The sequence below is a fragment of the Micropruina sp. genome (genome assembly GCF_047602385.1).
Classification (GTDB): Bacteria; Actinomycetota; Actinomycetes; order Propionibacteriales; family Propionibacteriaceae; genus Micropruina.
In genome coordinates this window covers 580,087-604,619 of sequence record NZ_JASGHL010000003.1, presented here as the reverse complement: position 1 = coordinate 604,619, position 24,533 = coordinate 580,087, and the positions used below count along the sequence as shown (strand labels likewise).

The following is a 24,533-nucleotide window of genomic DNA, read 5'->3' as shown; positions in this document are numbered from 1 at the left end:
CGCGACTCAGGCCGCGTGACGGCAGCCCCAGGGCTGCAGGCCGGCCTTGGCGTAGTACCGGTTGGCAACGGTGATCTGTTCGGCGCGGCTGGCCAGGTCGGCGCGCGGAGCGAAGTCGGCGCCGCCGTTCGCCCGCCAGGAGGCGTTGGCGAACTGCAGCCCGCCGTAGTAGCCGTTCCCGGTGTTGATGTTCCAGCGACCTCCGGACTCGCACTTGGCGATCCGGTCCCACATCGCGGCGCGGGCCAGGTTCAGCCGACCACCGCCGCCTCCACCGCCGCCGGTGCTGGCAGCGCGTTTGGTGCCGACGGTCACCTTCTGGCTGACCGGTGCGACGACCACCACTCGCTTGAGCACCTTCTTCGTGGCGTCGTCGCCGTTCACCGTGGTGTATTCGTAGGTGACGCTCGCCTTGCCGTTGCGACCGGCCTTGGTGACCTTGGTCTGGCCGATGTACATCGACGCGGACTTCGACCTCGCGGTGCTGAACTTCACCTTCTCGGTCACGGTCCGGGTCTGCACCTTGACCCGGTCCAGGACGATCTTCTGATCGTCGGAAACCACCGTGGCGAGGCCCGGCTTGAGCCGGTCGGTGCTGCCCACGGTGAGATTCCGCTCGGCCAGCAGATCGGCGACGGTCGCCGCGGTGGTGGTGAACCGCTCAGCCTTGCCGCCGACCTTCAGGGTGACCTGCTTGGGCGTCCGGACGTCCACGGTCAGGCCCTCGCGACCGATCCCGGCCGAGCGGGAGAGCGAGAACGCGGCGCCGTCCAGCCCGCGCAACTCCGCGGTGGCCAGGGCGCCGTCCAGGGTGGTGGCGGTGGTGTAGAACTCGGTCGGCTTGCCGTCGACCAGCAGCGTCACCTTGCGGGCGTACTGCACCTGAACGCTGCTGCCGTCGCTGACCGGGGAGTCGACCGAGGGGAAGACCAGGTCACGCGGCCCGACCTCGATGCCGTTGGACCGCAGCACGTCGCCGACGGTGCCGGCGTAGCTGGTGCTGGTCGAGGCCTGGCCATCGACGGAGAGGGTGACGGTCTTGTCGAGCGAGGTGGCGGCGATGCCGCCACCGGCGAGGACGACGGCGCCGGCGAGGGCGGTCAGTTTCCGGGACCAGATCACGGGTGTACAAGCTCCAGCTACTCGGGGATTGGGAGGCGTTCATAAGAACAACCTGAGAATGAGTGTGACTGAAGCTGAGAAATCGCGCAAATCTCTCAGAGACCGCTGGGAGTTGACGGGGTGGGTCCGGTAGTCAGCGCCGGGTCGGCGACCTGCGGCTGTCCGGTGGGTGGACATCCGGTGAGTGGGGACATCCGAGGGGTTCGGACGGCTACGGCCCAGCGCCCGTCCAGCGCTTCCCTACGTAGTTCGGGGAGCGCGGACGGGCTGGCCGAGGAAGAGCGAACGGCCCCCGGGGTGGTTACCCGGGGGCCGTTCGCTGCGTCGATCAAGGACGCGGCCGGTTCGTCAGAACAGGCCGGTGCTGGCCCGGCGAGCCTTGGTGAAGCGCTCGGTGACGTCGGTCCAGTTGACCACATTCCACCACGCCTTCACGTAGTCGCCCTTGACGTTGAGGTATTGCAGGTAGAAGGCGTGCTCCCACATATCCAGCTGCAGCACCGGCAGCTGGCCCACCGGCAGGTTGCCCTGCTGGTCGAACAGCTGGTTGATGTTCAGCCGCTTGCCCAGGGTGTCCCAGACCAGCACCGACCAGCCGGAGCCCTGCAGTCCATTGGCCACCTCGTTGAATTGCTTCTGGAAACCCTCGAACGAGCCGAAGAACTCGTCGATCGCGGCGGCGATCTCACCGTCGGGACGGCCGCCGCCGTCCGGCGACATGTTCTTCCAGAACACCGAGTGGTTGATGTGGCCGCCGAGGTGGAAGGCGAGATCCTTCTCGAGCTTGTTGATCGCGGCGAAGTCGCCGCTCTCGCGGGCTGCGGCCAGCTTCTCCAGCGCGGTGTTCGCACCGGCCACGTAGGCCGCGTGGTGCTTGTCGTGATGGAGCTGCATGATCTGCGCGGAGATGTGCGGCTCGAGTGCGCCGTAGTCGTAATCGAGGTCCGGCAGCGTGTACGTCATCGGTACTCCTTCGTAGGGGCTACTTGCTTGGGTCAACCCACCGTTCACGGCCCAGTATTCCCTGCCCGCCGGTTGGGCAAAACCTCTGGACGGGGGAGAGTGTCGGTGCCGGCCGATGAGGTCACCACCGATACCGGGACAGGTTCGACCGGTACGGACGTGGTTCCCAGGTCGCCGACGGTCGCGAAGTTGGCCCGCCGGGCGCTGCGTCGCAGCAGCCGCAGCAGGGGTGCGCCGACCAGCAGGATCACCGCAGCGTTGGTGAGCGCCCGGCCGAGGTTCCAGCCCATCGAGGTGGCCAGGTTGAACAGGACGAACCGGTGCAGGTTCTCGAGCGGGGACGCCGCCGGGTCGAACGAGAGCTGGGTGCCGTCACCGAGCGCGAACGGCCAGAACGAGAAGTCCATCAGCCACCCGTAGGCGAAGGCCGACACCATCCCGTAGCCGGCCAGCAGCACCAGTTCACCGCGTCCGGACGCCTTCGGCAGCCAGCCGGCGAACAGGCCGACGAAGCCGGCGGCCAGCATCTGGTAGGGCAGCCACGGCCCGACGCCGGACGTGATCAGCGCCGAGGTGAACAGGGTGACGGCACCGAGCGCGAAGCCGAACCCGGCGCCGAACACCCGGCCGGCCAGGATCAACAGGAAGAAGACCAGCTCGAAGCCGGCCGTGCCCGCGCTGAGCGGACGCAGGATGCTGCCGACCGCCGCCAGCACCCCGAGCATCGCCAGCGCCTTGACGTCCATGCTGCCGCCGGCGAGCTCGGCGAGCACGATCGCCAGCACCAGCGGAAGCGCCAGGGCGAAGACCATCGGCGCCTGCAGCGGGCTGGCGCTGCCCTCCGGGCGCAGGAAGAGCGGCCAGGCGAAGGCGACCGAGCCGGTCAGCACGGCGACGCTCAGCACGAGTGCCGACTGCCAGCGGGGCGGCCTCACCGCAGCGCCCGTCCGACATCGGCAGGGGTGAGCACGGCCGCCGGGGCGAACACCTTGGCCATCTGCGGGGCGTAGGCGGGGGAGGAGGTGAGCAGCTCGGCGGTGCCGCCGTCGGCGATCACCTCACCGTCGGCCATCAGCAGCAGCCGCCGGCTGGCCAGCGCGGCGAACTCGACGTCGTGGGTGCTCAGCGCCACGGCGATGCCGTCGGCGGCCAGCGCGTCCAGGATCTCGTGCAGTTGCGCCTTCGAGGCGTAGTCGAGGCCGCGGGTCGGTTCGTCGAGCAGCAGCACCGGGGCACGGGCGGCCAGCTGGATGGCCAGTACCAGGCCGAGACGCTGGCCCTCGGACAGATCGCGCGGGTCCCGTCCTGGCGGCAGGTCCAGACCCAGCCGGGCGATCAGGTCGCGGGTGGTGCCCGGTTCGGCGCCGCTTTCGCGGTCGGCCTGGGCGCACTCGGCGGCCACCGTCGGCAGGTACAGCAGATCGGACGCGGTCTGCGGCACCAGGGTGACCAGCCGGCGGGCTTCGGCAGCCGACAACCGCCGTGGGTCCTGGCCGTTGACGGTGATGGTTCCGGCGCTGCTCAGCGCGCCCTGCAACGCCCACAACAGCGACGATTTGCCGGCGCCGTTGCGGCCGAGGACTGCGGTCACCGTGCCGCCGTGCAGGTCGAGGCTCACCTCGTGGACGGCGGTGATGCTGCCGTAGCGCACCTCGATGTTCTGTGCGCTCAGCGCGACCGGACGCGGCATCGCCGGCGGCGCGGGGGCCGGGGCCACCGTGATTCCGGACGACTGGACCCGGCGGCGTGCCTCGCGCACGCTCAGCGGCACGGCCGGCCAGCCCAGGGTGCGGGCCAGCGCGGCCAGCGGCGGGACGACCGAGGCGCGGCCCAGGATCTCGGCCGGCGATCCGTACTCGGCGCTGCCGTCGCCGGGCAGCCAGATCATCGAGTCGGCCGCCTGCATCACCCGTTCCAGCCGATGCTCGGCCAGCACCACGGTGAGTCCGACCTCGTGCACCAGGGTGGTGATCGCTCCCAGCACGTCCTGGGCCGCGGTGGGGTCGAGCGCCGAGGTGGGCTCGTCGAGCACCAGCACCCGCGGTTGCGCGGCCAGCACCGCGGCGATCGCCACCCGCTGCTGCTGGCCGCCGGACAACTCCACCAACGGACGCCGGCGCAACTCGGCGATGCCCATCAGGTCGAGCGTCTCCTCGACCCGCTTGCGCATCGCGACCGGCTGGATCCCGAGTTGTTCCATGCCGTAGGCGACTTCGTCCTCGACGGTGTCGGTGACGAAGCCGCGCAGCGGATCCTGGCCCACGTAGCCGACCAGGTCGGCCAGCTCGCGCGGCCGGTGCCGGGCGGTGTCGCGTCCGGCCACCGTGACCCGCCCCTCCAGGGTGCCCCCGGTGAAGTGCGGCACCAGGCCGTTGATCGTCCCGAGCAGGGTCGACTTTCCGCTGCCGGTCGGTCCGACGACCAGGCACAGGTCACCTTCGGGAATCTCCAGGTTCGCCCCGGCGAGGGTGGGCCGGCCGGCTTCGGGGTACCGGACGGTGACGTCCTGCCAGCCGATCATCTGGCGTCCGGCAGTGCGGCGGCGGCGCGCAGCGTCCGGACCCGGGTGTCGGCGCGGGAGTCGCCGACCGGTCGGAACTGCGGCGGAACGGTGAGCGCCAGCGGCGCCAGGCAGAACGCCGCGGCGAGCAGCATCGGCATCGTCAGTTCCGGCCAGACCAGCGGATCGGTGGTCGGAAAGACGCTCTCGTAGCTGCTCTCCAGCCAGCCGAGGGTGAGTATGATCGCTGCCGCGCCGACGCCGGCGAGAGCGACCCCGGTGGATCGCCACGACCAGGGGTGCGGACGGTGGCTGGTCACCCGCAGGTTGCTGCCAGCGCGCCGCAATCCCCAGCCGGTACCCGCCATCCCGAGGATCAGCGCGACCGTGGCGGCCGCCCAGTACGGGGTGCTGAGCAGTAGGAACGCGCCGAAGACGGCCAGCAGCACCGAACCGACCATCAACGGCAGTGCCCCGGGTGCGGCCAGCCCACGGGTCCGGGCGAAGCCGCGCGCCTCCATCCCGGCTGCGAGCGCCATCGAGCGTTCGATCGCGTCGCCGAGGACGGGCAGGGCGATCCGCCCGAGCGCCCGCAGCCCGCGCACCGGATCGCCGCGCAGCCGGCGGGCCCGGCGCACCCGCAGCGCACTTTCGATCAGCTGGGGCGCCACGGTGAGTGCGATCACCACCGCGACGGACGCCTCGTACAGCGCCGCGGGAACCGATTTCAGCGCCTGGCGCGGATTGGCCAGCGCGTTCGCGGCGCCGATGCAGAGCAGCATCACGGCGAGCCGCAGCGCGTCGTAGAGGGTGTAGCTGAGAGCTTCGGCGGTGACCGTGCCGCCCAGCCGGATGCCGGCCGCCCAGTCCGGCAGCGGAACCTCGGGCAGGGTGAACAGCACGGTCTCGCCGCCGCTGCCGCCGATCACGATCTGGAAGAACACCCGCATGCCGATCACGAACAGCGACAACAGCAGGTAGGCGCGCACCGAGCGGGCCCAGGGCGCCGCCGTCCGCCGGATGATCACCACGACGATCACCGCCATCGCGATCAGTGCCAGCAGCAGCGGGTTGGTGGTGCCGCTGACGGCCAGCCCGGTGCCGATCGCCCAGCACCACCAGGCCCAGGGGTGGACGGGTCTCAGGACTTCCTGCCCTTCCACCACCAGCCGCCGAGGCCGGCCGCAGCGGCCAGCACGATGCCCACGGTGGTGATCAGGCCGACCGGCGAACCGGAGCCCGAGGCGTCCGCGGCCACCGGGGTCGATGCCGGAGCCGGCTGGGCCTGCGCGGTGTCGGTGCCGGCCGGCGGGGTCGTGGGCGGCGAGGTGCTCGGTTGTCCGGCGCGCCCGGACGGCGTGGAGGTCGGGGACGCCGTCGCCGTGGCGGTGCTGCTCGGCTTGGCGGTGCTGCTCGCCTTGGTCGTCGCCGACGCCTTGGTGCTCGCCTTGGGCTTGCTGCTGGCGGTCGCCTTCTTCGTGGCGCTCGGCTTCGGGCTCGGCTTGCTCGACTTGGACGGCTTCGGCGTCGGCTTCGGGGAGTTGGTGGCGGCGGGCGGCGCCGATCCCGGCGGGAGCTTTCCGTCGCTCAGCAACTGGTAGCGCCAACCCTCGGCGTTGCCGGCGGTCGGCTTGTAGCTGTTGGCGCCCAGATTGGAATAGCTCCAGCTGCCGTAGCTGCCGTTGGACGTCCGGGTCGCGTGCCAGTACGACCAGTAGGCCTTATTGATGTCGGGCTTGGCCGGCTTGCCGCTGATCTTGTCGACGAAGCCCTCGGTGATCGTGGGCGAGAAGCCCGCGCTGCGCAGGGCAGCCGAACCCGTGCCGAAGCTGGTCGCGCACCGGCTGGAGATACCACCCCCGAGGCTGCCGAAGTCGACCACTACCCATACCCCGCTGCAGGACGCCGCCTGCTGCGGCAGGGGGCCGGCCGACGCCGGCCCGACGGTGGCCGGTGCGACGCCGGCGGCGAGGATCGCCGCCAGCGCCGCCGTGGCGAGGATTCGCCTCACTTGCTCACCTTCGCGGTCGCCTTGGACGTCTTGCTCAGCGTCTCGTAGCCGCTCTTCGTTGCCGTGATCTTCACCGTGATGGTTTTGCCGGCGTCCGACTTGGTCAGCTTGTAGGTCGACTTCGTGGCCTTCGAAATGGCCTTGCCCGAGCGGTACCACCGGTAGCTGAAGGACGGCTGCGGATCCCAGCTACCCGCGGCCGCGGTCAGCGTCTTGCCGACCTTGGTGGTTCCGGAGATGGTCGGGGTCGCGGACGCGGCATAGCCCGACGGCGGGGTTGCGAGATCGGGTTGCGCCCCGTCGAGCCAGGGGCCATAGATCCAGCCCTCAGCGACCCCCTTCTTCGGCTCGGACTGCGACGCGCCGATCGGCGACTCCTGCCACGGGCCCCAGCTGCCGTCCGGCTTCTGCTCCGCGGTCCAGTAGCCCCAGAAGGTGTCGGCGGTCGAGGTGCAGGTGCCGGGGAAGCTCTGGATCCGGCACAGGAACGGGCCGAAGTTGGTCGGGGTGGTCTGGATGGAGAAGCCGGCGCTCTTCAGCGCGGCCAGCCCGTCGCCGTATTTGGTGGCGCACCGGACCGTGTCCTGGCTGTTGCCGCGGTCGACCACGACCCAGACGCCCGCGCACGAGGTGGTCGACTTGGGCAGCGACGGCGGGCTCGGGCATTTGCTGAGGTTGACCGACGCGTCCAGCAGCGACTTGCCGGTGATCAGGTAGAGGGCGTTCGCCGTGGCCATCACGTCGGACGGGGTGCCGTCGTCCAGGGAGTTCGGGAAGCCGCCGTCCGCGTTCTGCACGGTGGCCAGCCAGTCCTTGGCCTTGGTCACCTCCGAGCCGCTGCCCAGCGCCGAGCCGAGCAGTCCGGTGGAGTCGACCGGCGAGTAGTTCTCCCAATAGCCGGCCGGCTTCTGCTGAGACTTGGCCCAGGCCACGGCCTTGTTGAGCTGCGGATCCAGCTGGCCGAGCGACTTCAGTGCCACGATGCCCATCGCGGTGGTGTCGGGGTCTGCGTTGAAGGTGCCGGCCGGGAATTCGTAGCCGAAGGCGCCGTTCTCGCCCTGCTGGCTCAGCAGGTTGGTCAGCAACGTGACCGGAATCGTCGCACCGGCTCGCTGCAGCGCGATGATGCCGAGGCTCTGGCTGAAGGCCGACCTGTTCGGACCGACCTGGCCGCTCTTGGGCAGGCTCTTGGTGACCAGCGAGGTCAGGTTGTAGCCGGCGAATTTGCTCGGGTTCAGGCCGAGCGCCTTCACCGTGATCGCCATGTTGGCGGCCCGCGCCTGGTTGAGCTTCTTGCCCGGGTAGAGGTACGACTTCGCATTCTTCTCCACCTGCTTCACCAGCGTGCGGAGCGCGGGTGCGTAGGTGCAGGCGTTGTCGGTGGACGCCAGCCCGAGTGCGGCGGTCATCGCCGCACCCGCCCCGTCGCTGGTGCCGGGCAGGTTCCGGGCGATGAAGTTGGCGGCCTTGGTGGCGTTCGCCGCCGGTACCGCGGCCGCGGGCGGCGCGGCCTGGATCAGGCCGGTGAGGGCGAGGGCTGCTGTAGTCCCGACAGCAAGGGAGCGCCTCAGCGATGTGCGCATATGGATGGATCCTTTCGCACGGGCAGTCGCGCGAGGCCGGACCCGGGGTCCATCCGGCTCACCCGTATGCCACGACGGTTGACAGAGCCAGAACGTGTGCAGGCATTCCGACTTGGCCATCGCTGGCGTCACGGTTGCGGGTCAGTCCCGGATTCGCACCGGGTTCCCCTGCAGCGGTTCAGGTGGTCACAGACTAACCCACCACCGCCGTCCGGACGGACGCGTTGCGAAGTTCGCCCGGGACCCTCGCTCAGCTCTGGGTGTCCTCGGTGCCGCCGTCGGCTTTGGGCTTGCCGTTGTACATGATGTCGGAGACTTCCTTGGCGGTGTCGACCGCATCGGTGACCGCTTCCTTGACCGTCTCGACGGCGTCCTGGGCGGCCTCCTTGACGCTGCTGAGCTGATCCTGGACGGCATCGCCGCTGAGCTTGTGCTTGATGCCGTCGAACGCCTGCTGGCCCTTCTCCCGGGCGCCGGAGGCGAAGTCCTTGATATTGCCGCCGGCGTCGGTGGCGAAGTGCTTGATGTTCTCGCCCGCGGTGCTGGAGAAGCCTTTGATGTTCTCGCCCGCGTCGGCCGCGAGACCCTTGATGTTCTCGCCGGTCGCGCTGGAGAACTCACGCACATGGTCGAAGGCGTCCTCGGTGAACTCCCGAACCTGGCCACCGACGTCCTTGGCTTTCGCCACCAGGTCGTCCAGGAACTTGCCGGTGCCCGCAGCTTCCTCGTCAGCCATGCTGAAACTCCTCTCCCGCGCCGGCCAGACCGCCTGGCCTGGCGCCAACCCTATGGCTTAGCGCCGCCTGCGGACAGCCTGGCGGTCCGGGTCACCGCGAACACCCGGAAACCTTTGGCGCTCGCCGTCCGCGCGCAGGCCCAGCCCTGCTCGACCAGCCACCGCTGCAACGAGTCGGCGCCCAGGTTGCGGCCGACGACCAGTCGTGCCACGCCGTCGGGTTCGAGCCGCGGCAGCCAGGTCAGCAGCAGCTGGTGGAGGGCGTCCTTGCCGATCCGGATGGGTGGATTCGACCAGATCTCGGCGTAGCGGGCATCGGGGTCGGCGGCCTCCGGAAGCGCTGGACGCACCCGGTCGCCGACGCCGTGCGCGCGAGCATTGTCGGCGCACAGGGCGAGGGCCCGGGGATTGACGTCGACGGCGTCCACGATGGTGCGGGGGCAGGCGGTGGCCAGGGCGACAGCCAGCACGCCCCAGCCGCAGCCCAGGTCGAGCAGCCGGCTGGCGTCGGCCGGGGGCGTGGCGGAACGCAACAGGACGCCGGTGCCCAGGTCGAGGCCGTCCGCGGAGAAGACCTCGTTGGCGGTGGTGAAGCGCCAATCGGTGTCCCAGAACCGGACGTCGATCTGGCGCCGGCGCTCCGCGGACGAGGGCTGGCTGAAGTAGTGGCTCACTCCGGCGATCCCGGGCTGTCGGGCGAGTCCAGCGTGCGCCGGGCGCGGGCCTCGATCGCTCGCGTGGCCAGTTCGCGATCGCGCGGGTAGCCCACCTCTTCCAGGGTCAGGCCGCCCGGCGGCATCACCCGGATGTCGCCCACCCGCTCGCGCGCCGCCAGCAGCCCGACCAGCCAGTCCGGGTCACGGCGTCCGGTGCCGACCGCGACCAGGGCCCCGACCAGCGAGCGGACCATCGAGTGGCAGAAGGCATCCGCCTTCACGGTGATCTCGGCAACATCGCCCCAGGTGCGCCGGGCCGACAACTGCAGCAGGTTGCGGATCGTGGTGGCACCCTCGCGCTGCTTGCAGAACGCCGCGAAGTCGTGCAGCCCGCGCAGCCGCCCGGCGACCGCATTGATCTTCTGCAGGTCGAGTTCGGTGCGCAGCGGGGTGACGTGGATGCGCAGCAACGGGTCCGGGGTGCAGTCGGCGATCCGGTACACGTAGCGACGCCAGATCGCCGAGAACCGGGCGTCGAAACCGGCCGGCGCCAGGCTTACCCGGCGCACCACGACATCGGACGGCAGCACGTTGCGCAGCCGGTAGGTGAGTTCGGCGATCGTCGTCGCGACGTCGCCGGCGTCCGGAAGGTCGAGATGAGCGACCTGGCCACGGGCGTGCACCCCGGCGTCCGTGCGCCCGGCGCAGGTCAGGCTGACCGGCTCGCTGAGCCGGAGCACCCGCGGAATCCAGGCCTCCAGCTCCTCCTGCACGGTGCGCAGCCCGCGCTGGGCCGCCCAGCCGTGGAACTCACTGCCGTCATAGGCGATGTCGAGGCGCAGCCTCACCGCCGTCCCCCTTCTCGGATGCCGTAACACAGGTCGTAGATGGTCCGCCCGGCTGCGATTCCCTTGGCCTCGTACCTGCTCCGCGGACGATCCTCCCACCGGGGTGCCCAACCGTCATAGCGATTCACCAGCGCCGGATGGTCATCGAGCACCTCGCGCATCGCCAGGGCGTAGTCCGCCCAGTCGGTGGCCAGCCGCCAGACACCGCCGTCCGACAGCTTGGCGGCTACCAGGTCGGCGAACGGACGCGACACCAGCCGTCGCTTGTGGTGCCGCTTCTTGTGCCACGGGTCCGGGAAGAAGGTCCACAGCTCGGTCAGCGAGCCGTCCGGGACGAGGGTGCCCAAGGCGTCCACGCCGTTGGCGACGACCACCCGGACGTTGTTCACGCCGGCCCGGGCGCACTTGGACAGCGTGCTGGCCACGGCCGGTTCGAACACCTCGAAGGCCAGGTAGTTGAGGTCCGGGTGCTTGGCGGCGACCGTCGAGATCACGTCCCCGGTACCGCCGCCGATCTCGACCACCAGCGGGGCCGGCCGGCCGAAGGCGTCCGGCCAGTCGATCTCGGCGTCCGCGGCGACCGAGGTGTCGGTGTCCCGGGCGGGCACCCGGATCACCCGGTCGGATTGCTCGCGCCAGGCCTTCTGCTGGCTGGCATTCATCCGCGAGCTGCGCCGGACGAAGGAAACGACCTCGCGATGGACCCGTGGGTGTGCCGTTGCCATGCGGTCAGGTTATCGGCGGCTCGTTGGCCGCCCGCCTCACGTCCGCCCGCCTCTCGTCCGCCCGCCGTCCGAACCGCTGTCTCCCGGCGGGGCGGCCCATCCCGGACTCGTCCCTGAGCTGTCCCCGTGGCGTCGGTCCGGCGGGATCGCGGCGGGCAGACTGGAGCGGTGGCGCAGGGGCGCCCGACGAAAGGCACTCACTTCATGCGCACTCTCTTGAACCTCATCTGGCTGATCTTCGGCGGTCTCTGGCTCGCCATCGGCTACTTCTTCTTCGGCCTGCTGGCCTGCATCTTCATCATCACCATTCCGTTCGGCGTCGCCTCGATGCGGATGGCCGCCTACGCTTTGTGGCCGTTCGGCAAGACCATCGTCGCCAAGCCGTCCGCCGGTGTCGGCTCGGCCCTCGGCAACATCATCTGGTTCCTGGTCGCGGGCCTTTGGCTGGCCATCGGCCACCTGACCACCGCAGCCGCCCAGGCGATCACCATCATCGGCATCCCGCTGGCGATCGCGAACATCAAGATGATCCCGGTCACCTGCGTGCCGCTCGGCAAGGAGATCGTGGACGCCGACCGCGTCCCCTACGGCAGCCGTCCGGTCTATTCGTTCTGACCGAACCCCATCGCTCTGGGCATCCTCGGGGGCCGAACACGAGATCTCTGCACTCAACAAGCTACTGCCGCCGTGGCGAGGCTGGATGGCCTCGTTGAGTGCAGAGATTTCGTGTGGCGCTCACAAAACGGGGTCCGAAAAGTGCTTTCTCTTGTATGGAGCGAATTTTCGAACTTCTCAGGGCGGAGCACGGCGTGCTGTCGCGACGCCGGCACGCCTCGATTGCCGGTCAACTCGACTGGGCGGTCAAGCAACGGCACCTGAAAGCCATCCTTCCCGGCATCTACACCACCCACGACCCGACCTGGGAGGCGCAGATCCGGGCCGTCGGCGCCTTCCGCCCGGACTGTGTCATCACCGGGGCCGCGGCCGCGATGCTGTTGTGGTGGCCCGAATGTCCCATCGACTCGGTCTCGGTGGCTGTGCCGGACGGTGTGTGTCAGCCCTACTCAGGTTTCAATTGGGAACGCCGCAGCGTCGCCCCCGATCTCATCGTGGAACGTGACGAACTCCGGATCGCCTGCCCCGAGTTGTCTGTGCTCGACCTGATCCCGGTTCTCGGTGGACGGGTGATCGATGAGGGCCTGCGGCGCGGGGCGGTCACCCTGCAGGGCCTATGGGATGCCTTCGAACTGACTCGGCGCCGTCGCGGGAACGCGCTGCGCCGTGAGTTGCTCCACGACTCACGGGATGAGCCCTGGTCGGAGGCCGAGCGCACGGCGCACCGGCTGCTCAGGGCCGCTGGGATTGTCGGATGGCGGACGAACTACCGGATCACGATCGGCGATGCGGTCTTCTTCGTCGACATCGCCTTCCCGGCACTCCGGCTGGTCATTGAGATCGACGGGTGGGAGTTTCATGGCACCCGGGCAGCCTTCACCCGTGACCGCTGGCGCTACGCACGGCTCGGCGCCGCCACCTGGACGGTGCTGCCGTTCGCGGCCGAGGCTCTGGACGATCCGGACGAGTTCATCGCCGTGGTACGCACAGCGATGCAGAACCTCGTCGCCTGACCGACCAACACGAAATCTCTGCACTCAACGAGCTACCGCCGCCTTGGCGAGCGTGGACTGTTCCGTTGAGTGCAGAGATTTCGTGTTGGGTGGCTGCGAACTACTTGCGAAACTTGGCGAGCAGTTGGCCGGGGAGCAACTCGTAGCCGTGGAACTCGCGGGTGAAGGTGCCCGAGCCGTGGCCGATGCCGCGCAGATCGATCGCGTAACGGGCAAGCTCGGCCTGCGGCACCAGGGCTCGCACCACCGCCTTGCCGTCGACCGCATCCGAGCCGAGCAGTTGCCCGCGGCGTCCGGACAGATCGGTCATCACCGCGCCCAGGTACTCATCGCCGACGGTGACCGTGACCAGGTCGAGCGGCTCGAGCAGGGCGACCGCGCCGTCGGACGCCGCCGCCTCCTTGATCGCCAGCGCACCGGCCATCTGGAAGGCCATGTCGGAGGAATCCACCGAGTGCGCCTTGCCGTCGTACAGCGTCACCCGGACGTCGACCATCGGGTAACCGGCGAACACGCCCTTGTCGAGCTGGTTGCGGATGCCCTTCTCGACGGACGGGATGAACTGCCGGGGGACCGCGCCGCCGACCACCTTGTCGACGAACTCGAAGCCGGCGCCCCGCTCCAGCGGCTCGACCTCGATGTTGCAGACGGCGTACTGGCCGTGGCCCCCGGACTGCTTGACGTGCCGGCCGAGCGCGGTGGCCTTCGCGGTGAAGGTCTCCCGCATCGGGATCTTCAACTCCTCCTGCTCGACCCGGACCTGGTAGCGCTCCACCAGCCGGCCGAGCAGCAGATCGGCGTGCGCCTGTCCGGTGGTCCACAGCACCAGTTGGTCGCCGGCGCCCCGGTCGAGCCGGACGCCGGAGTCCTCGACGGCGAGCCGCTGCAGGGCGCCGGCCAGCTTGTCCTCGTCGTTGCGGGTGGCGGCCCGAATGGCCAGCGGCAGCAGCGGATCGGGCAGCGGCCAGGACTCGACCACGCCGGGCCGTTCCTTCGCCGACAGGGTGTCGCCGGTCTCGGCGGTGCTGAGCTTGGGCAGCAGCACGATCTCGCCGGCGATGGCCCGCTGCCGCGGGTTCAGTTCGGTGCCCACCGCACCCTGGATCAGGCCGATCCGTTCCTCGTTGTCGTGGTCGGGATGAGCGTTGTCGTCATGGCCGAGCACCCAGGAGCGATGCCCGGAGACGTGCACGATGTCGTCGGTGGTCAGGGTGCCGGAGAACACCCGCACCATGGACAGCCGCCCTGCGAACGGGTCGGTGGTGGTCCGGATCACCTGCGCCACCAGCGGGGACGCCGGGTCGGAGTCGGTCTGCGGCAGCACCTCGCCGTCGGTGGTGGTCAGCGCCGGATTCGGGTGCAGGCCGGGGGTGGGGAAGCCGTGCTCGACCAGCGCCAGCAGTTCTTCGATGCCGACCCCGGTGCCGGTCTGTACCGGGAGCACCGGAAACAGGTTGGCGGTGGCGACGGCCGTCATCAGGTCGTCGAGCAGATCGGCCAGGTCGAGGTGCTCGTCGTCCTCCAAGTAGCGGTCCATCAGGCCCTCGTCCTCGGCCTCGGCGATGATCGACTCGATCAGTGGGCCGCGGTAGATCTCGACCTGGTCGTCATGGGCGTTCAGCGTCCGCACCACCCGTTCGCCGCCGGAGTAGTCGTGCTCTTCCAGGGTGAGCAGGCCGATGTTGCCGACCACCTGCCCGGGACCGGCGAAGGTCGGCACATGGGTCGGCCGGACGCCGTCGCCGAACAGTTCCTGGCACTCGGCGACCGAGGTGTCGAAGTCGGCGTGGCCGGCGTCCAGCTTGGTGAGCACGATGACCCGCGGCAGGTTGGCGTCGCGGCATTCCTCCCACAGCGCCCGGGCCGCGCCGTCGATGCCGTCGGCGGCGGAGATCACGAAGATGGCGGCGTCCGCGGCCCTGATGCCGGCCCGCAGCTCGCCGACGAAGTCGGGGTGACCGGGGGCGTCCAGCAGGTTGACGATCGTGTCGCCGGTGACGAACGAGGCGAGGAACAGCTGGGACGCCCGCTCGGCGTCCTCCTTCTCGCCGCGGTAACCCGGCACCCGGGCCTTCAGCAGCTGCTCGAACAGTGACGTCTTTCCCGACCCCGCGTTCCCGATCAGGACGACGTTGCGGACATCGTCCGGGCTGGTCAGCTGGATGGCGGTCGCGTTCACCTTCGAACTCATGAACCTACCTAACACCCGGCTTGGGGGGCCTGCAACGGCAACCGCGAAACCCGTCCCCGCTCGTCTAGGGTGTGAGTACGCACCCCGATGTGGAGGCACCCGGATGGATATCGTGTTGGCGCTCTTGCGCACCTTGATCTTCGTGGTGGCCACGGTCGCGGCCACCGTCTACATCGGACGCCGGATCGGCCGCGGCCGGCCGTTGCTGTGGACCGGAACCACCTTGCTGGCGCTGCACTGGCTGGTCGGCTTCGGCTGGACCACCTACCAGGCGGGTTCGCCGAACGCCGCCGGGGACGTCGCCGGCTGGGTGACCTGGTCGGGCCACCTGCTGCCGTTCCTGGCCGCGCTGGCCTACATCTGGGGGATCGGCCAGTCGGCCGGTTTCCCGGCCCGGGCGCAGGCGGGTGCGGCCCCGTCCGCGCAGGCTCCCGCCGGCCCGTCGGCCGTACCCGATCCGCTGCACGAAGGGTCTGTCTCGGGGCGGTTGGATCCCGCACCGGGTGCCGTGCCAAGCGGCGGGCCGGCTGTGGTGAGCCCGAGTTCTTCCCGTTCCTCCGGCGCACCCGGCGCCCGGACGCCGTCGCAGCCGCCGCGAGCCAAGCAGGCCCGTCCCCCGGGACTCGGCGTCCCGCATGCGGTGCCGGTGGTGATGACCCCGTCCACTGGACGGCGGGTGCCGCCCGACCCCGACCCGGTGGTCGACCTGGGGCCGGGGGACAGCGCCCGACCCGCGGGCGGCCTGGGTCTCCCGGCCACCAGCGCCGCTGGGACCGGGCCGGTTGCGCCAGCGAGTTCACCAGACGACAACGCCCCGGACCCCAAGGGCCACTAGGAATCTTCCGCTTCGTTGGTCGAGCATGCCTCTTTCCCGGTCGAGGTTGTCGAGACCCGAATCGGTGCACTCTGTCGGTCGAGCATGTCGACACCAAGTCTGTGCACTCTGTCGGTCGAGCATGTCGACACCAAGTCTGTGCACTCTGTCGGTCGAGCATGTGGTGACCAGATCGGTGCGCTCCGTCGGTCGAGCTTGTCGAGACCTAATCGGTGCGCTCCGGCGGGGTTTCGACAAGCTCAACCAACGGTGGTCAGGTTCTGCTTACGCAACGCTGAAGCGGTGGTGGGGGATGGGCGCGGCAGGTAGGTGGGCGTCTGGAGGCACGCGTCAGCGGGCCGTAAGGGGGCGGCGCGGCCATCCCCCACCACCGCGGCAAGGGAGGCGACCAAGCCAACCGCGGCAACCAAGCCAACCGCGGCAGCCAAGCCCACCGCGGCAACCAAGAACTCAGATGTCGATCGGGATCACCGCGCCGACCACCTGACCCCGGCCGTAGACCGGGGCGTCCATCATCCGGGTGCGCAGCTTCGCGTCGCCCAGCCACAGCCGGCGCAGCACCGCCCCCATCACCACCGGACGGGCCCGGATTCCGCCGTCGGCGATCTTGATCGCGATCCCGCGGCCGTCCGGGAGACCGGCCGCGTAGACGCCCTCGGCGCCGTCCTTGGCGATCATGCCCGGGACTCCGCGGATCAGGTCGGTGACGTCGCGTCCGGTGCCGCCGACCAGTTCCGGATGGCTGCGGATCGCGTCCGCCACCTCCTTCTCGGCGCCGCCGGTGGCGGCCGCCATGGTGCCGAACATCCTGGCCAGGCCGACCAGGCTGACCGCCAGGGCGGGCGCGCCGCAGCCGTCGATCGACGTCCAGGAGACGCGGGCGCCGAGGCTGCGGACCGTCTCGATCACCGCCTGCTGGGCGGCGTGCCCGCGGTTCAGGTAGGTGTCCCGGCGCCAGTCGTTGAGCACCGAGGTCGCCAGCATCGCCGCATGCTTGCCGGAACAGTTCTGGGCCAGCGAGGACGGCGCGCGGCCGGCGGCGATCCACTCGTTGCGCTGCGCGTCCATCAGCGGAAGGTCGGGAGTGTTGCGCAGGTCGGACTCCTCCAGCCCCGCGCCGTGCAGCAGGTCGAGCACCGTCTGCAGATGCATCGGCTCGCCGCTGTGGCTGGCGCAGGCCACCGCCAGCTGGTCGGGCGGCACGTCCAGCCCACAGCGCACCATGGCCAGCGCCTGGATCGGTTTCAGCGATGAGCGCGGCAGGATGTCGCTGGAGTAGTCCCCCTTGGCGTAGGAAACCGAGCCGTCCGCGCGGGTGACGACGATGATGCCGCGATGCGCGGACTCGACGAAACCGTTGCGGACGACCTGCGCCACCACCGGGGGATCGCCGAGATTGACCACGCCCGGAGTGTAGTGGCGCGTCGGCGACCCCGGGGAGGTCAGTTGGGCGTCCGCGGTCGCCCGCCCATCACCAGCTTGAGCGCCACGAACCGGACGGCGGTGGCGACCGCGTTCGCGACGGCCGGGACGGCCAGCTCGACCCAGTGCGCGGCGTCCGGGACGGCCAGGTGCAGCAGGGCGAGCGAGCCGCTGGTCAGGCCGAGCGCGACCGCGAAGGCGAGCAGGCCGGTGGCGTGATGGGTGAGCAGGCCGTCGGAGCCGCGGACGCCGAAGGTGACGATCCGGTTGGCCGCGGTGTTGGCGACCGCGGTCACCGCCAAGGCCAGCAGGTTCGCCGCCTGGGCGTCCAGCAGCGTGCGCAACAGCAGGTACAGCACCGCATAAGCCAGGGTGGACGCCACCCCGATCGCCGCGAACCGCACCACCTGGCCGAACAGGCCGGACGGCACCCCCGGCACCGCGCCGACCGGGCGCCTGGCCAGTTCGGCGCGCACGGCGCCGATCGGGATCCGTCCGGTGCTCAACCCGCGGAGCAGCCGCCAAACCCCGCGGAGGTCCTCGGTGGCGGTGGCGGCGATGTCGACGGTGGTGCCCGGGTCGTCGGTCCAGTCGACCGGAACCTCGTGGATCCGCAACCCGGCCCGCTGCGCCAGCACCAGCAGCTCGGTGTCGAAGAACCAGTTGGTGTCCTCGACCAGTGGCAGCAGCCGCTGTGCCACGTCCGCCCGCATCGCCTTGAACCCGCACTGGGCGTCGCTGAACGAGACCCGCAGCGTGCCGCGCAGGATCAGGTTGTAGGTCCGCGAGATGAACTCCCGCTTCGGTCCCCGGACGACCCGCGCACTGCGGGCCAGCCGGGTGCCGATCGCGACGTCCGAATGCCCACTGACCAGGGGTGCCAGTAGCGGCAGCAGCGCGTTCAGGTCGGTGGAGAGGTCGACGTCCATGTAGGCGACCACGTCGGCGTCGCTGGCCAGCCAGGTCTGCTTCAGGGCCCGGCCGCGGCCCTTTGCGTCCAGGTGGACGACGCGGACGCCGTCCAGTTCGGCGGACAGCCGCTGGGCGATCGCCAGGGTGTCGTCGGTGGACGCGTTGTCGGCGATGGTGACCCGGTGCCGGTAGGGCAGGGCGTCGTCGAGGAACGCCGCCAGCCGGCGGATCGAACGCTCCAGGTCGGCCGCCTCGTTGTACACCGGGATGACGATCTCGACGCTGGCCTGCCGGACGGGCCGGACCCGCCGTCCCCGGGTGTCTTCGACCAGGGTCATCGCGGCGCTCACTTTGCCACCGTCAGGTCGTACACCGTGGTGTTGCCGATGGTGGTCGCGGTGTAGTTCTGCTGCACCCAGCTGGCGATCTCGGACGCCGCCCGGCTGCCGCCGTTCTGGCCACCGAAGTTGCCGCCGCCGATGAAGTAGTGCACCTTGCCCTGCGCCACCCACTCCTGGAACTGGGCCAGGGTCGGGGACGGGTCGGAGCCGTTGAAGCCGCCCATCGCCATCACCGGGTAGCCGCTGGCCAGCTGATAGCTGGCTGCGCTCTGGGCGCCGGTGGTGGCCGCCACCCAGGTGTAGTCGGACGCGTTCGCCTGCAGCGCGGCGAGCAGTTCGGCCGAGACCGACGCGCCGTTGAGCAGGGCGCCAGCACCGCCGCCGCGGCCGCCGCCGTCCCTACCCGTGGAGGTCGTGCCACCCGGCTGATTCTGCGTGCCGCCGGGCGCCAGTCCCGGTTGACCCTGACCGGCCTGGCCTTGACCGGTCTGGCCTTGACCGGTGCCGCCCGGACGTCCCATGCCGCCACCCGGGCCGCCGTTGCCGCCCGACAGCCCGGTGCGGGCCGGTCCCGCGGTGACGATCGAACCGGTGTGCGGAGTGGCCGCGGTGTTCACCGAGTAGGCGGCCGGTCCGGCCAGTCCCGCGATGATGGCGGCGGAGATCGCCGCCGTCTGCAGTGCCCGCACCACGGCACGCCCGAACAGGAACACCGCCGCGCAGCCGACCAGCACCGCCGCCGCGGCGATCGAGATCCACAGATAGATCCCGCCGGCGACCGACGCCAGCGCGACTCCCCAGACGCCGGTGGACACCGCGGCCACCGCCAACGCAGCCCGTCCCAGCCAGGTCCGGCGATGCGTCCAGGCCACCATCCCGCCGAGCGCGAGGGTGCCGCCGATCGCGGGTGCCAGCGCCACCGTGTAGTAGTCGTGGTAGATGCCGGCCATGAAGCTGAAGACCAGCGTGTTGATCACCAGCCAGCTGCCGAACAGCACCAGGGCGGCCGTGGTCCGGGTGCGGTGGGTCTCGGCGCCGGTCCGGAAGGTGGTCGCCCAGCCGCGGCGTCCGAGCAACAGCAGTGCGGCCAGGCCGAGCAGCAACGCCGTCGGGATCTGCCACGACACCATCTCGCCCGACACGGTGGTGAACATCCGCAGCAGGCCGATCTGGCCCCAGCGTCCGGACGCGTTGCCGACCGACCCGGTCTCGTTTCCGTTCAGCCGGCCCAGCCCGTTGTAGCCGAAGGTCAGCTCCAGGATCGAGTTGCTCTGCGAGCCGCCGATGTAGGGACGCCATGACTCCGGCACCAGTTCGACGATCGCCACCCACCAGCCGAAGGCCAGCACCATCGCGCCGAACGCGGTGAGCAGGTCGACGATCTTCTTCCGCCAGGGTGCCGGAGCGCCGACCGCGTAGGCCAGCAGCAGTGACGGCAGGATCACGAACGCCTGCAGCATCTTGGCCAGGAAACCCAGCCCGACCAGCGCACCCGCTGCCGCCAACCGCCACCGGGACGCCGTCTCGGCAGCGCGCAGGGTCAGCGCCGCCGCGGCCACGTAGCAGAACACCATCAGGGCGTCCGGGTTGTTGAACCGGAACATCAGCGTCGCCGCCGGGGTCAGCGCGAAGGCCAGCGCCGCCACGATGCCGGCCCAGTGCGCCCGGCAGGCCGAACCGCCCCGCGCCAGCGAGCGCCGCACCGTGCCGTACAGGATCCAGGCGGACGCCACCCCGAGCAGCGCCTGCGGCAGCAGGATGCTCCATGAACTGAGCCCGAAAGTGCGAGCCGACAGCTCCATCAGCCACAGCGAGGCGGGGGTCTTGTCGACGGTGATCGAGTTGCCGGCGTCCAGCGAGCCGTAGAAGAACGCCGTCCAGGACTGGGTGCCCGCTTGGACGGCAGCGGAGTAGAACGAGTTCGCCCAGCCGGAGGCGGCCAGATTCCAGGTGTAGAGCGCGGCCACCGCGAGCAGGGTGAGAGCCAGCGACCCGCGTCTGACCAGCGGCGATAGGTGCTTGGAAGTCAGGCCCACTGAGCCGGCCGGCGTCGCGGCGGCCACGGGACCAAGGGTTGTCGTTGTCATGGCCACCACGCTCGGTCACGGCGCTGTTGCGCCTCTGAGGGGTGCCTGTGGGGCGCTTGTGAGGCAAGAAGCTCGACTGCCGTTGGTCGAGCTTGTCGAGACCTCGGGCAAGGGCTGTTGGGAGTGGTTTCGACAAGCTCAACCAACGGTGGGAGCGCCAGACGACACCTCTCTAAATCGCTCGCCCATCTATGTTGCGCGTCTTACTAGATAGTCGTACCATCTACCTATGACCGCGAGCGGATGGCCCACCGAGTGGCTCAGGGGAGCACTGGAGATGTGTGCCCTGGCTGTCATCGCCCGAGGCGAGACCTACGGCTATGCGATCGCCAGCAAACTTGCCGACGCGGGCCTCGGCGTGGTGAAGGGCGGAACCCTCTACCCGCTGCTGGCCCGCTTCGAACAGGCCGGACTGGTCCGGGTCGACTGGCGCGCCGGTGCGTCCGGTCCGGGGCGCAAGTACTACGCGCTCACCGACGCCGGGCTGCAGGAACTGAACCGGCGCCGGGCGCAGTGGCGGGCATTCGCCGGCATCGTCCATGCCATCGTCAACGAGAAGGAGAGTGTCCATGACTGAGATCCGAGGGGCCGTCGCACCCCACGTGGAACCCGACTGGGTGGAAGCAATGCTGCTCGAGCTACGGCTGGCAGGGCGTGTCGGGGGAGCGGATCGGTGCCGCTCTGGCCGAGGTCGAGGCGCATGTCGTCGACAGTGGTCAGAACGCCGACGAGGCGTTCGGCGACCCGGTCGAGTACGCCCGCTCGCTCGGCCTGACGCCGGAGCCGGAGCAGTCGCGGGCGGCGACCCTGAAGGCGGTCGCGCCCACCCTGATCCAGCTGTTCGGCCTGATCGCGGTCATCGCGACCGTGCCGTGGAGTGCCGACGCGGTCGGCGTCACGACGACCCTGCTCACCGGCCTGGCCGTGGCGGCGTTGCTCCCGGTGGTCGTGGTCGCCCTCGGCGACCGGGTGCTGCGGGCGATCGTCGAGCGTCCGGTGGTGGTGTTCGGCGTCACCATGCTCGGTCTGGGTGCGCTGGCCGCCGGTCTGGTCGCGGCCGGGCGGCTCGGTCTGGATCGGACCGTGGTCGAACTGCCCCGCCCGGCGACGGCGCTGATCGGACTGGTCGCCCTGGCGATCGGTACCTGGATGGCGGTCCGGGCCGGGGCCGCCGAGCCAGATGTGGTCAGTTCGCCCGTACCGGGTAGTCGGCTGCCCCGGCCCGGCGTCCGGCATTGGGTCTGGACGGCCCTGCCGATCCCGGCGGCGACCCTGCTGCTGGCGGTCCTGCTCTGGCTGATCTGAGGCGTCCGAGGCCATCCGCCGGGCTCGTTTTGACCCACCCCCGGACGGCCGGGTAACCTAAATCGCTGTTGCGCTGTGGTCTGCCTGAGCAGATCCCGCACTGCCGACAGAACAGCTACCTATGGAAGTGGTCCACGAGCGTGTCTACGTACAGCCCCAAGTCGGGTGAAATCACCCGGAACTGGCATGTGATCGATGCCTCCGATGTCGTTCTCGGACGGCTCGCGGTCACCGCCGCCACGCTCCTGCGCGGCAAGCACAAGTCGCAGTTCGCGCCGCACGTGGACACCGGCGACTTCGTGGTCGTGGTGAACGCCTCCAAGATCGCCCTGACCGGCAACAAGCGGACGGCCAAGCTGGCGCACCGGCACTCCGGTCGTCCCGGCGGTCTGAAGTCGGTGCCCTACGGCGAGTTGCTGGCCAACGATCCGCGGCACGCGGTCGAGCGCGCGGTCTGGGGCATGCTGCCCAAGAACAAGCTGAGCCGCCAGCTGATCCGCAAGCTCAAGGTGTACGCGGGTCCCGAGCACCCGCACAGCGCCCAGCAGCCGCAGCCCTACCAGATCACCCAGATCGCTCAGTGAGAGCCGAAGGAAGCACCGTGACCGAGACCGTGGAGACCACCGAGGAGCTCACCCCGTTCACCGAGGGTGAGCGCGAGATCGCCTACCGCGCCGAAGCCGCGCCGAGTTCGGCCGCGCCGGGCGAGCGCCCGGCCGTGGTCGCCCCGGCCGACGCCACCGGTCGCCGCAAGGAGGCCATCGCCCGCGTCCGGCTCACCCCGGGCAGCGGCCAGTGGAAGATCAACGGCCGTTCGCTGGAGGAGTACTTCCCGAACAAGCTCCACCAGCAGACCGTCAACGAGCCCTTCGAGACCGCCGCGGTCGCCGGCTCCTACGACGTGATCGCCAAGATCGTCGGCGGCGGCGTCACCGGCCAGGCCGGTGCGCTGCGGCTCGGCATCGCCCGCGCTCTCAACGCCGTCGACGCCGAGGCGTCCCGCCCGGCGCTGAAGAAGGCCGGCCTGCTGACGCGTGACGCCCGCGTCAAGGAGCGCAAGAAGGCCGGACTCAAGAAGGCCCGCAAGGCTCCGCAGTACAGCAAGCGCTGATCGCGGCGTGGCAAGGCTTTTCGGCACCGATGGGGTGCGGGGACGAGCCAACGCCGAGCTGACCGCCGAATTGGCCCTCGACCTCGCCGTCGCCGCCGCCCACGTGCTGGGCGAGGCAGGCGTGTTCGAGGGCCGTCGGCCGTTCGCGGTCGTCGGCCGGGACACCCGGGCGTCCGGGGAGTTCCTGGAGGCCGCGGTGGTCGCCGGACTGGCTTCGGCCGGGGTGGACGTGATCCGGCTTGGCGTGGTGCCGACCCCCGGGGTCGCCTATCTCACCGGGGCGCTCAACGCCGACCTGGGCGTCATGCTCTCGGCCAGCCACAACCCGATGCCCGACAACGGGATCAAATTCTTCTCCCGCGGTGGCGTCAAGCTCGACGACGCCGTCGAGGACGCCATCGAGCAGCGGCTCGGCGAGTCCTGGACCCGGCCCACCGGCGCCGACGTCGGACGCGTCCGCGACGACCTGGGTGCCGTCGAGGGCTATATCGCCCACCTCGTCTCCAGTCTCGGCGAGCATGCCTCGCTGGCCCCGCTGAGGGTGGTCATCGACACTGCCAACGGTGCCGCGTCGCTGACCGCGCTGGCCGCCTTCGACGCCCAGGGCGCGCAGGTCGTGCCCCTGCACGCCGCGCCCGACGGGCTGAACATCAACGACAACTGCGGCTCGACCCACCTGGAGTCGCTGCAGGCGGCCGTGATCGAACACGGGGCCGACCTCGGCATCGCCCTGGACGGCGACGCCGACCGCTGCCTCGCGGTGGACGCTGCCGGCGAGGTCGTGGACGGCGACCAGATCCTGGCCATCCTGGCGCTGGCGATGAAAGAGGACCGAGCGCTGCACAGCGACACCGTGGTCGCCACGGTGATGAGCAACCTGGGTTTCATCATCGCCATGCGCTCCCACGGCGTCCGGGTCGACCAGGCCAAGGTCGGCGACCGCTATGTGCTCGAATCGATGAACGCCAACGGGTTCACTCTGGGCGGCGAGCAGTCCGGGCACGTGATCATGAGCGAATTCGCGACCACCGGCGACGGCGTGCTGACCGCGCTGCACCTGGCCGCGCGGATGGCCCGGACCGGCAAGTCGCTCGCCGAGCTGGCCTCGGTGATGACCCGCCTGCCTCAGGTGATGATCAACGTGCCGAACGTGAATAAGGTCCGCGCCGGCCTCGATCCGGTGCTGCAGCAGGCGGTCACCGCCGCCGGTCGCGAGTTGGGCGAGAGCGGACGGGTGCTGCTGCGGCCCTCAGGCACCGAACCGCTGGTCCGGGTGATGGTCGAAGCGGCCAGCCACGAGCAGGCCCAGCAGATCGCCGAACGCCTGGTCGGCGTGGTCCGGGATCGCCTCGGGCTCTAGACCGGAAGCTTCTGCGGCCACCACCGGCCGTAACGAAGCCTTTACGGCGGATGCCGGGAATGTCTGCAAAAGTGCTTGCCAGTAGCCCTGGGTGACTGGCAGGGTGCCTGGAATCGGGAGCACGCCCCCAGCCATCATGGTTCCGCGGCTGGATCGGCCGCCTCCGGATCCGGGTTCTTGTCCGAGAAATGGATGCA

At 70.1% G+C, this 24,533-nt stretch carries 23 protein-coding genes and 1 riboswitch; of the genes, 8 read left to right on the top strand and 15 right to left on the bottom strand.

The genetic code is table 11. The annotated features are described in order from the left end of the window. Nucleotides 1-6: 6 nt before the first annotated feature. The 11 genes from QM711_RS12370 to trmB all read right to left on the bottom strand — a co-directional run bounded on the left by QM711_RS12370 (nt 7) and on the right by trmB (nt 11,144). The gene (locus QM711_RS12370) at nt 7-1,122 is read right to left on the bottom strand and encodes a ubiquitin-like domain-containing protein (protein WP_415099746.1); all 1,116 of its coding nucleotides are present in this window, start codon (nt 1,120-1,122) and stop codon (nt 7-9) included. Between the two features lie 348 nt (nt 1,123-1,470). Continuing rightward, complete coding sequence (locus tag QM711_RS12365) at nt 1,471-2,085, bottom strand: superoxide dismutase (RefSeq protein ID WP_415099744.1); 615 nt, start codon at nt 2,083-2,085, stop codon at nt 1,471-1,473. 44 nt (nt 2,086-2,129) lie between these two features. Next, complete coding sequence (locus QM711_RS12360; protein WP_415099742.1) at nt 2,130-3,020, bottom strand: ECF transporter S component; 891 nt, start codon at nt 3,018-3,020, stop codon at nt 2,130-2,132. After that, on the bottom strand, nt 3,017-4,606 hold the full coding sequence (locus tag QM711_RS12355) for an ABC transporter ATP-binding protein (RefSeq protein WP_415099740.1): 1,590 nt from the start codon (nt 4,604-4,606) through the stop codon (nt 3,017-3,019). The genes QM711_RS12360 and QM711_RS12355 overlap by 4 nt, the downstream gene beginning before the upstream one ends. Next, the gene (locus QM711_RS12350; protein WP_415099738.1) at nt 4,603-5,748 is read right to left on the bottom strand and encodes an energy-coupling factor transporter transmembrane component T; all 1,146 of its coding nucleotides are present in this window, start codon (nt 5,746-5,748) and stop codon (nt 4,603-4,605) included. The genes QM711_RS12355 and QM711_RS12350 overlap by 4 nt, the downstream gene beginning before the upstream one ends. Beyond that, nucleotides 5,727-6,596 (bottom strand): hypothetical protein, encoded by an 870-nt coding sequence (locus QM711_RS12345; protein WP_415099736.1) that lies wholly within the window; start codon nt 6,594-6,596, stop codon nt 5,727-5,729. The genes QM711_RS12350 and QM711_RS12345 overlap by 22 nt, the downstream gene beginning before the upstream one ends. Then, on the bottom strand, nt 6,593-8,179 hold the full coding sequence (locus QM711_RS12340; protein ID WP_415099734.1) for a hypothetical protein: 1,587 nt from the start codon (nt 8,177-8,179) through the stop codon (nt 6,593-6,595). Before QM711_RS12340 ends, QM711_RS12345 begins: the two co-directional genes overlap by 4 nt. A gap of 79 nt (nt 8,180-8,258) precedes the next feature. Beyond that, a riboswitch (cobalamin riboswitch) is annotated at nt 8,259-8,388 on the bottom strand. A gap of 41 nt (nt 8,389-8,429) precedes the next feature. Next, nucleotides 8,430-8,915, bottom strand: coding sequence for a hypothetical protein (locus QM711_RS12335; protein WP_415099732.1), 486 nt, complete (start codon nt 8,913-8,915; stop codon nt 8,430-8,432). A 50-nt stretch (nt 8,916-8,965) separates the two neighbouring features. After that, nucleotides 8,966-9,589, bottom strand: coding sequence for a class I SAM-dependent methyltransferase (locus QM711_RS12330; RefSeq protein ID WP_415099730.1), 624 nt, complete (start codon nt 9,587-9,589; stop codon nt 8,966-8,968). Continuing rightward, nucleotides 9,586-10,419 carry a tRNA pseudouridine(38-40) synthase TruA gene (gene truA, locus QM711_RS12325; RefSeq protein WP_415099728.1) on the bottom strand — a complete coding sequence of 278 codons (834 nt, stop codon included), beginning with the start codon at nt 10,417-10,419 and terminating at the stop codon, nt 9,586-9,588. The genes QM711_RS12330 and truA overlap by 4 nt, the downstream gene beginning before the upstream one ends. Further along, nucleotides 10,416-11,144 (bottom strand): tRNA (guanosine(46)-N7)-methyltransferase TrmB, encoded by a 729-nt coding sequence (gene trmB / locus QM711_RS12320; protein WP_415099726.1) that lies wholly within the window; start codon nt 11,142-11,144, stop codon nt 10,416-10,418. The genes truA and trmB overlap by 4 nt, the downstream gene beginning before the upstream one ends. A gap of 204 nt (nt 11,145-11,348) precedes the next feature. Here trmB and QM711_RS12315 point away from each other — a divergent pair, with 204 nt between their 5' ends. Both QM711_RS12315 and QM711_RS12310 read left to right on the top strand, forming a co-directional pair. Continuing rightward, nucleotides 11,349-11,759 carry a YccF domain-containing protein gene (locus QM711_RS12315; protein ID WP_415099724.1) on the top strand — a complete coding sequence of 137 codons (411 nt, stop codon included), beginning with the start codon at nt 11,349-11,351 and terminating at the stop codon, nt 11,757-11,759. Nucleotides 11,760-11,914: 155 nt separating this feature from the next. After that, nucleotides 11,915-12,772: an endonuclease domain-containing protein gene (locus tag QM711_RS12310; protein WP_415099722.1), complete on the top strand. Its 858-nt coding sequence runs from the start codon at nt 11,915-11,917 to the stop codon at nt 12,770-12,772. Between the two features lie 100 nt (nt 12,773-12,872). On the opposite strand, the gene QM711_RS12305 is transcribed toward QM711_RS12310, so the two are convergent. Next, nucleotides 12,873-14,963 carry an elongation factor G-like protein EF-G2 gene (locus tag QM711_RS12305; protein ID WP_415099720.1) on the bottom strand — a complete coding sequence of 697 codons (2,091 nt, stop codon included), beginning with the start codon at nt 14,961-14,963 and terminating at the stop codon, nt 12,873-12,875. A gap of 103 nt (nt 14,964-15,066) precedes the next feature. On the opposite strand from QM711_RS12305, the gene QM711_RS12300 reads away from it, so the two are divergent. Beyond that, entirely contained in the window at nt 15,067-15,798 is a 732-nt protein-coding gene (locus QM711_RS12300) for a hypothetical protein (RefSeq protein WP_415099718.1), read from the top strand. 450 nt (nt 15,799-16,248) lie between these two features. Here QM711_RS12300 and QM711_RS12295 read toward each other — a convergent pair whose 3' ends face one another. The 3 genes from QM711_RS12295 to QM711_RS12285 are packed head-to-tail and all read right to left on the bottom strand — an operon-like array spanning nt 16,249 to nt 20,560. Next, nucleotides 16,249-17,202, bottom strand: a complete 954-nt coding sequence (locus QM711_RS12295) for an asparaginase (protein WP_415099716.1) — start codon at nt 17,200-17,202, stop codon at nt 16,249-16,251. Between the two features lie 38 nt (nt 17,203-17,240). Beyond that, nucleotides 17,241-18,482, bottom strand: a complete 1,242-nt coding sequence (locus QM711_RS12290) for a dolichyl-phosphate beta-glucosyltransferase (protein WP_415099714.1) — start codon at nt 18,480-18,482, stop codon at nt 17,241-17,243. Beyond that, nucleotides 18,479-20,560 carry a glycosyltransferase family 39 protein gene (locus QM711_RS12285; protein ID WP_415099712.1) on the bottom strand — a complete coding sequence of 694 codons (2,082 nt, stop codon included), beginning with the start codon at nt 20,558-20,560 and terminating at the stop codon, nt 18,479-18,481. Before QM711_RS12285 ends, QM711_RS12290 begins: the two co-directional genes overlap by 4 nt. Before the next feature lie 229 nt (nt 20,561-20,789). On the opposite strand from QM711_RS12285, the gene QM711_RS12280 reads away from it, so the two are divergent. From QM711_RS12280 to glmM, 5 genes are all read left to right on the top strand, one after another. Further along, the gene (locus QM711_RS12280) at nt 20,790-21,137 is read left to right on the top strand and encodes a PadR family transcriptional regulator (protein ID WP_415099710.1); all 348 of its coding nucleotides are present in this window, start codon (nt 20,790-20,792) and stop codon (nt 21,135-21,137) included. Nucleotides 21,138-21,214: 77 nt separating this feature from the next. Beyond that, nucleotides 21,215-21,865: a hypothetical protein gene (locus tag QM711_RS12275; protein ID WP_415099708.1), complete on the top strand. Its 651-nt coding sequence runs from the start codon at nt 21,215-21,217 to the stop codon at nt 21,863-21,865. 140 nt (nt 21,866-22,005) lie between these two features. Next, a complete protein-coding gene (rplM, locus tag QM711_RS12270; RefSeq protein WP_415099706.1) occupies nt 22,006-22,449 on the top strand; it encodes a 50S ribosomal protein L13 in 444 nt (147 codons plus the stop codon). After that, entirely contained in the window at nt 22,446-22,976 is a 531-nt protein-coding gene (gene rpsI, locus QM711_RS12265) for a 30S ribosomal protein S9 (protein WP_415099704.1), read from the top strand. The genes rplM and rpsI overlap by 4 nt, the downstream gene beginning before the upstream one ends. 7 nt (nt 22,977-22,983) lie before the next feature. Continuing rightward, entirely contained in the window at nt 22,984-24,336 is a 1,353-nt protein-coding gene (glmM, locus tag QM711_RS12260; RefSeq protein ID WP_415099702.1) for a phosphoglucosamine mutase, read from the top strand. Nucleotides 24,337-24,533: the final 197 nt, after the last annotated feature.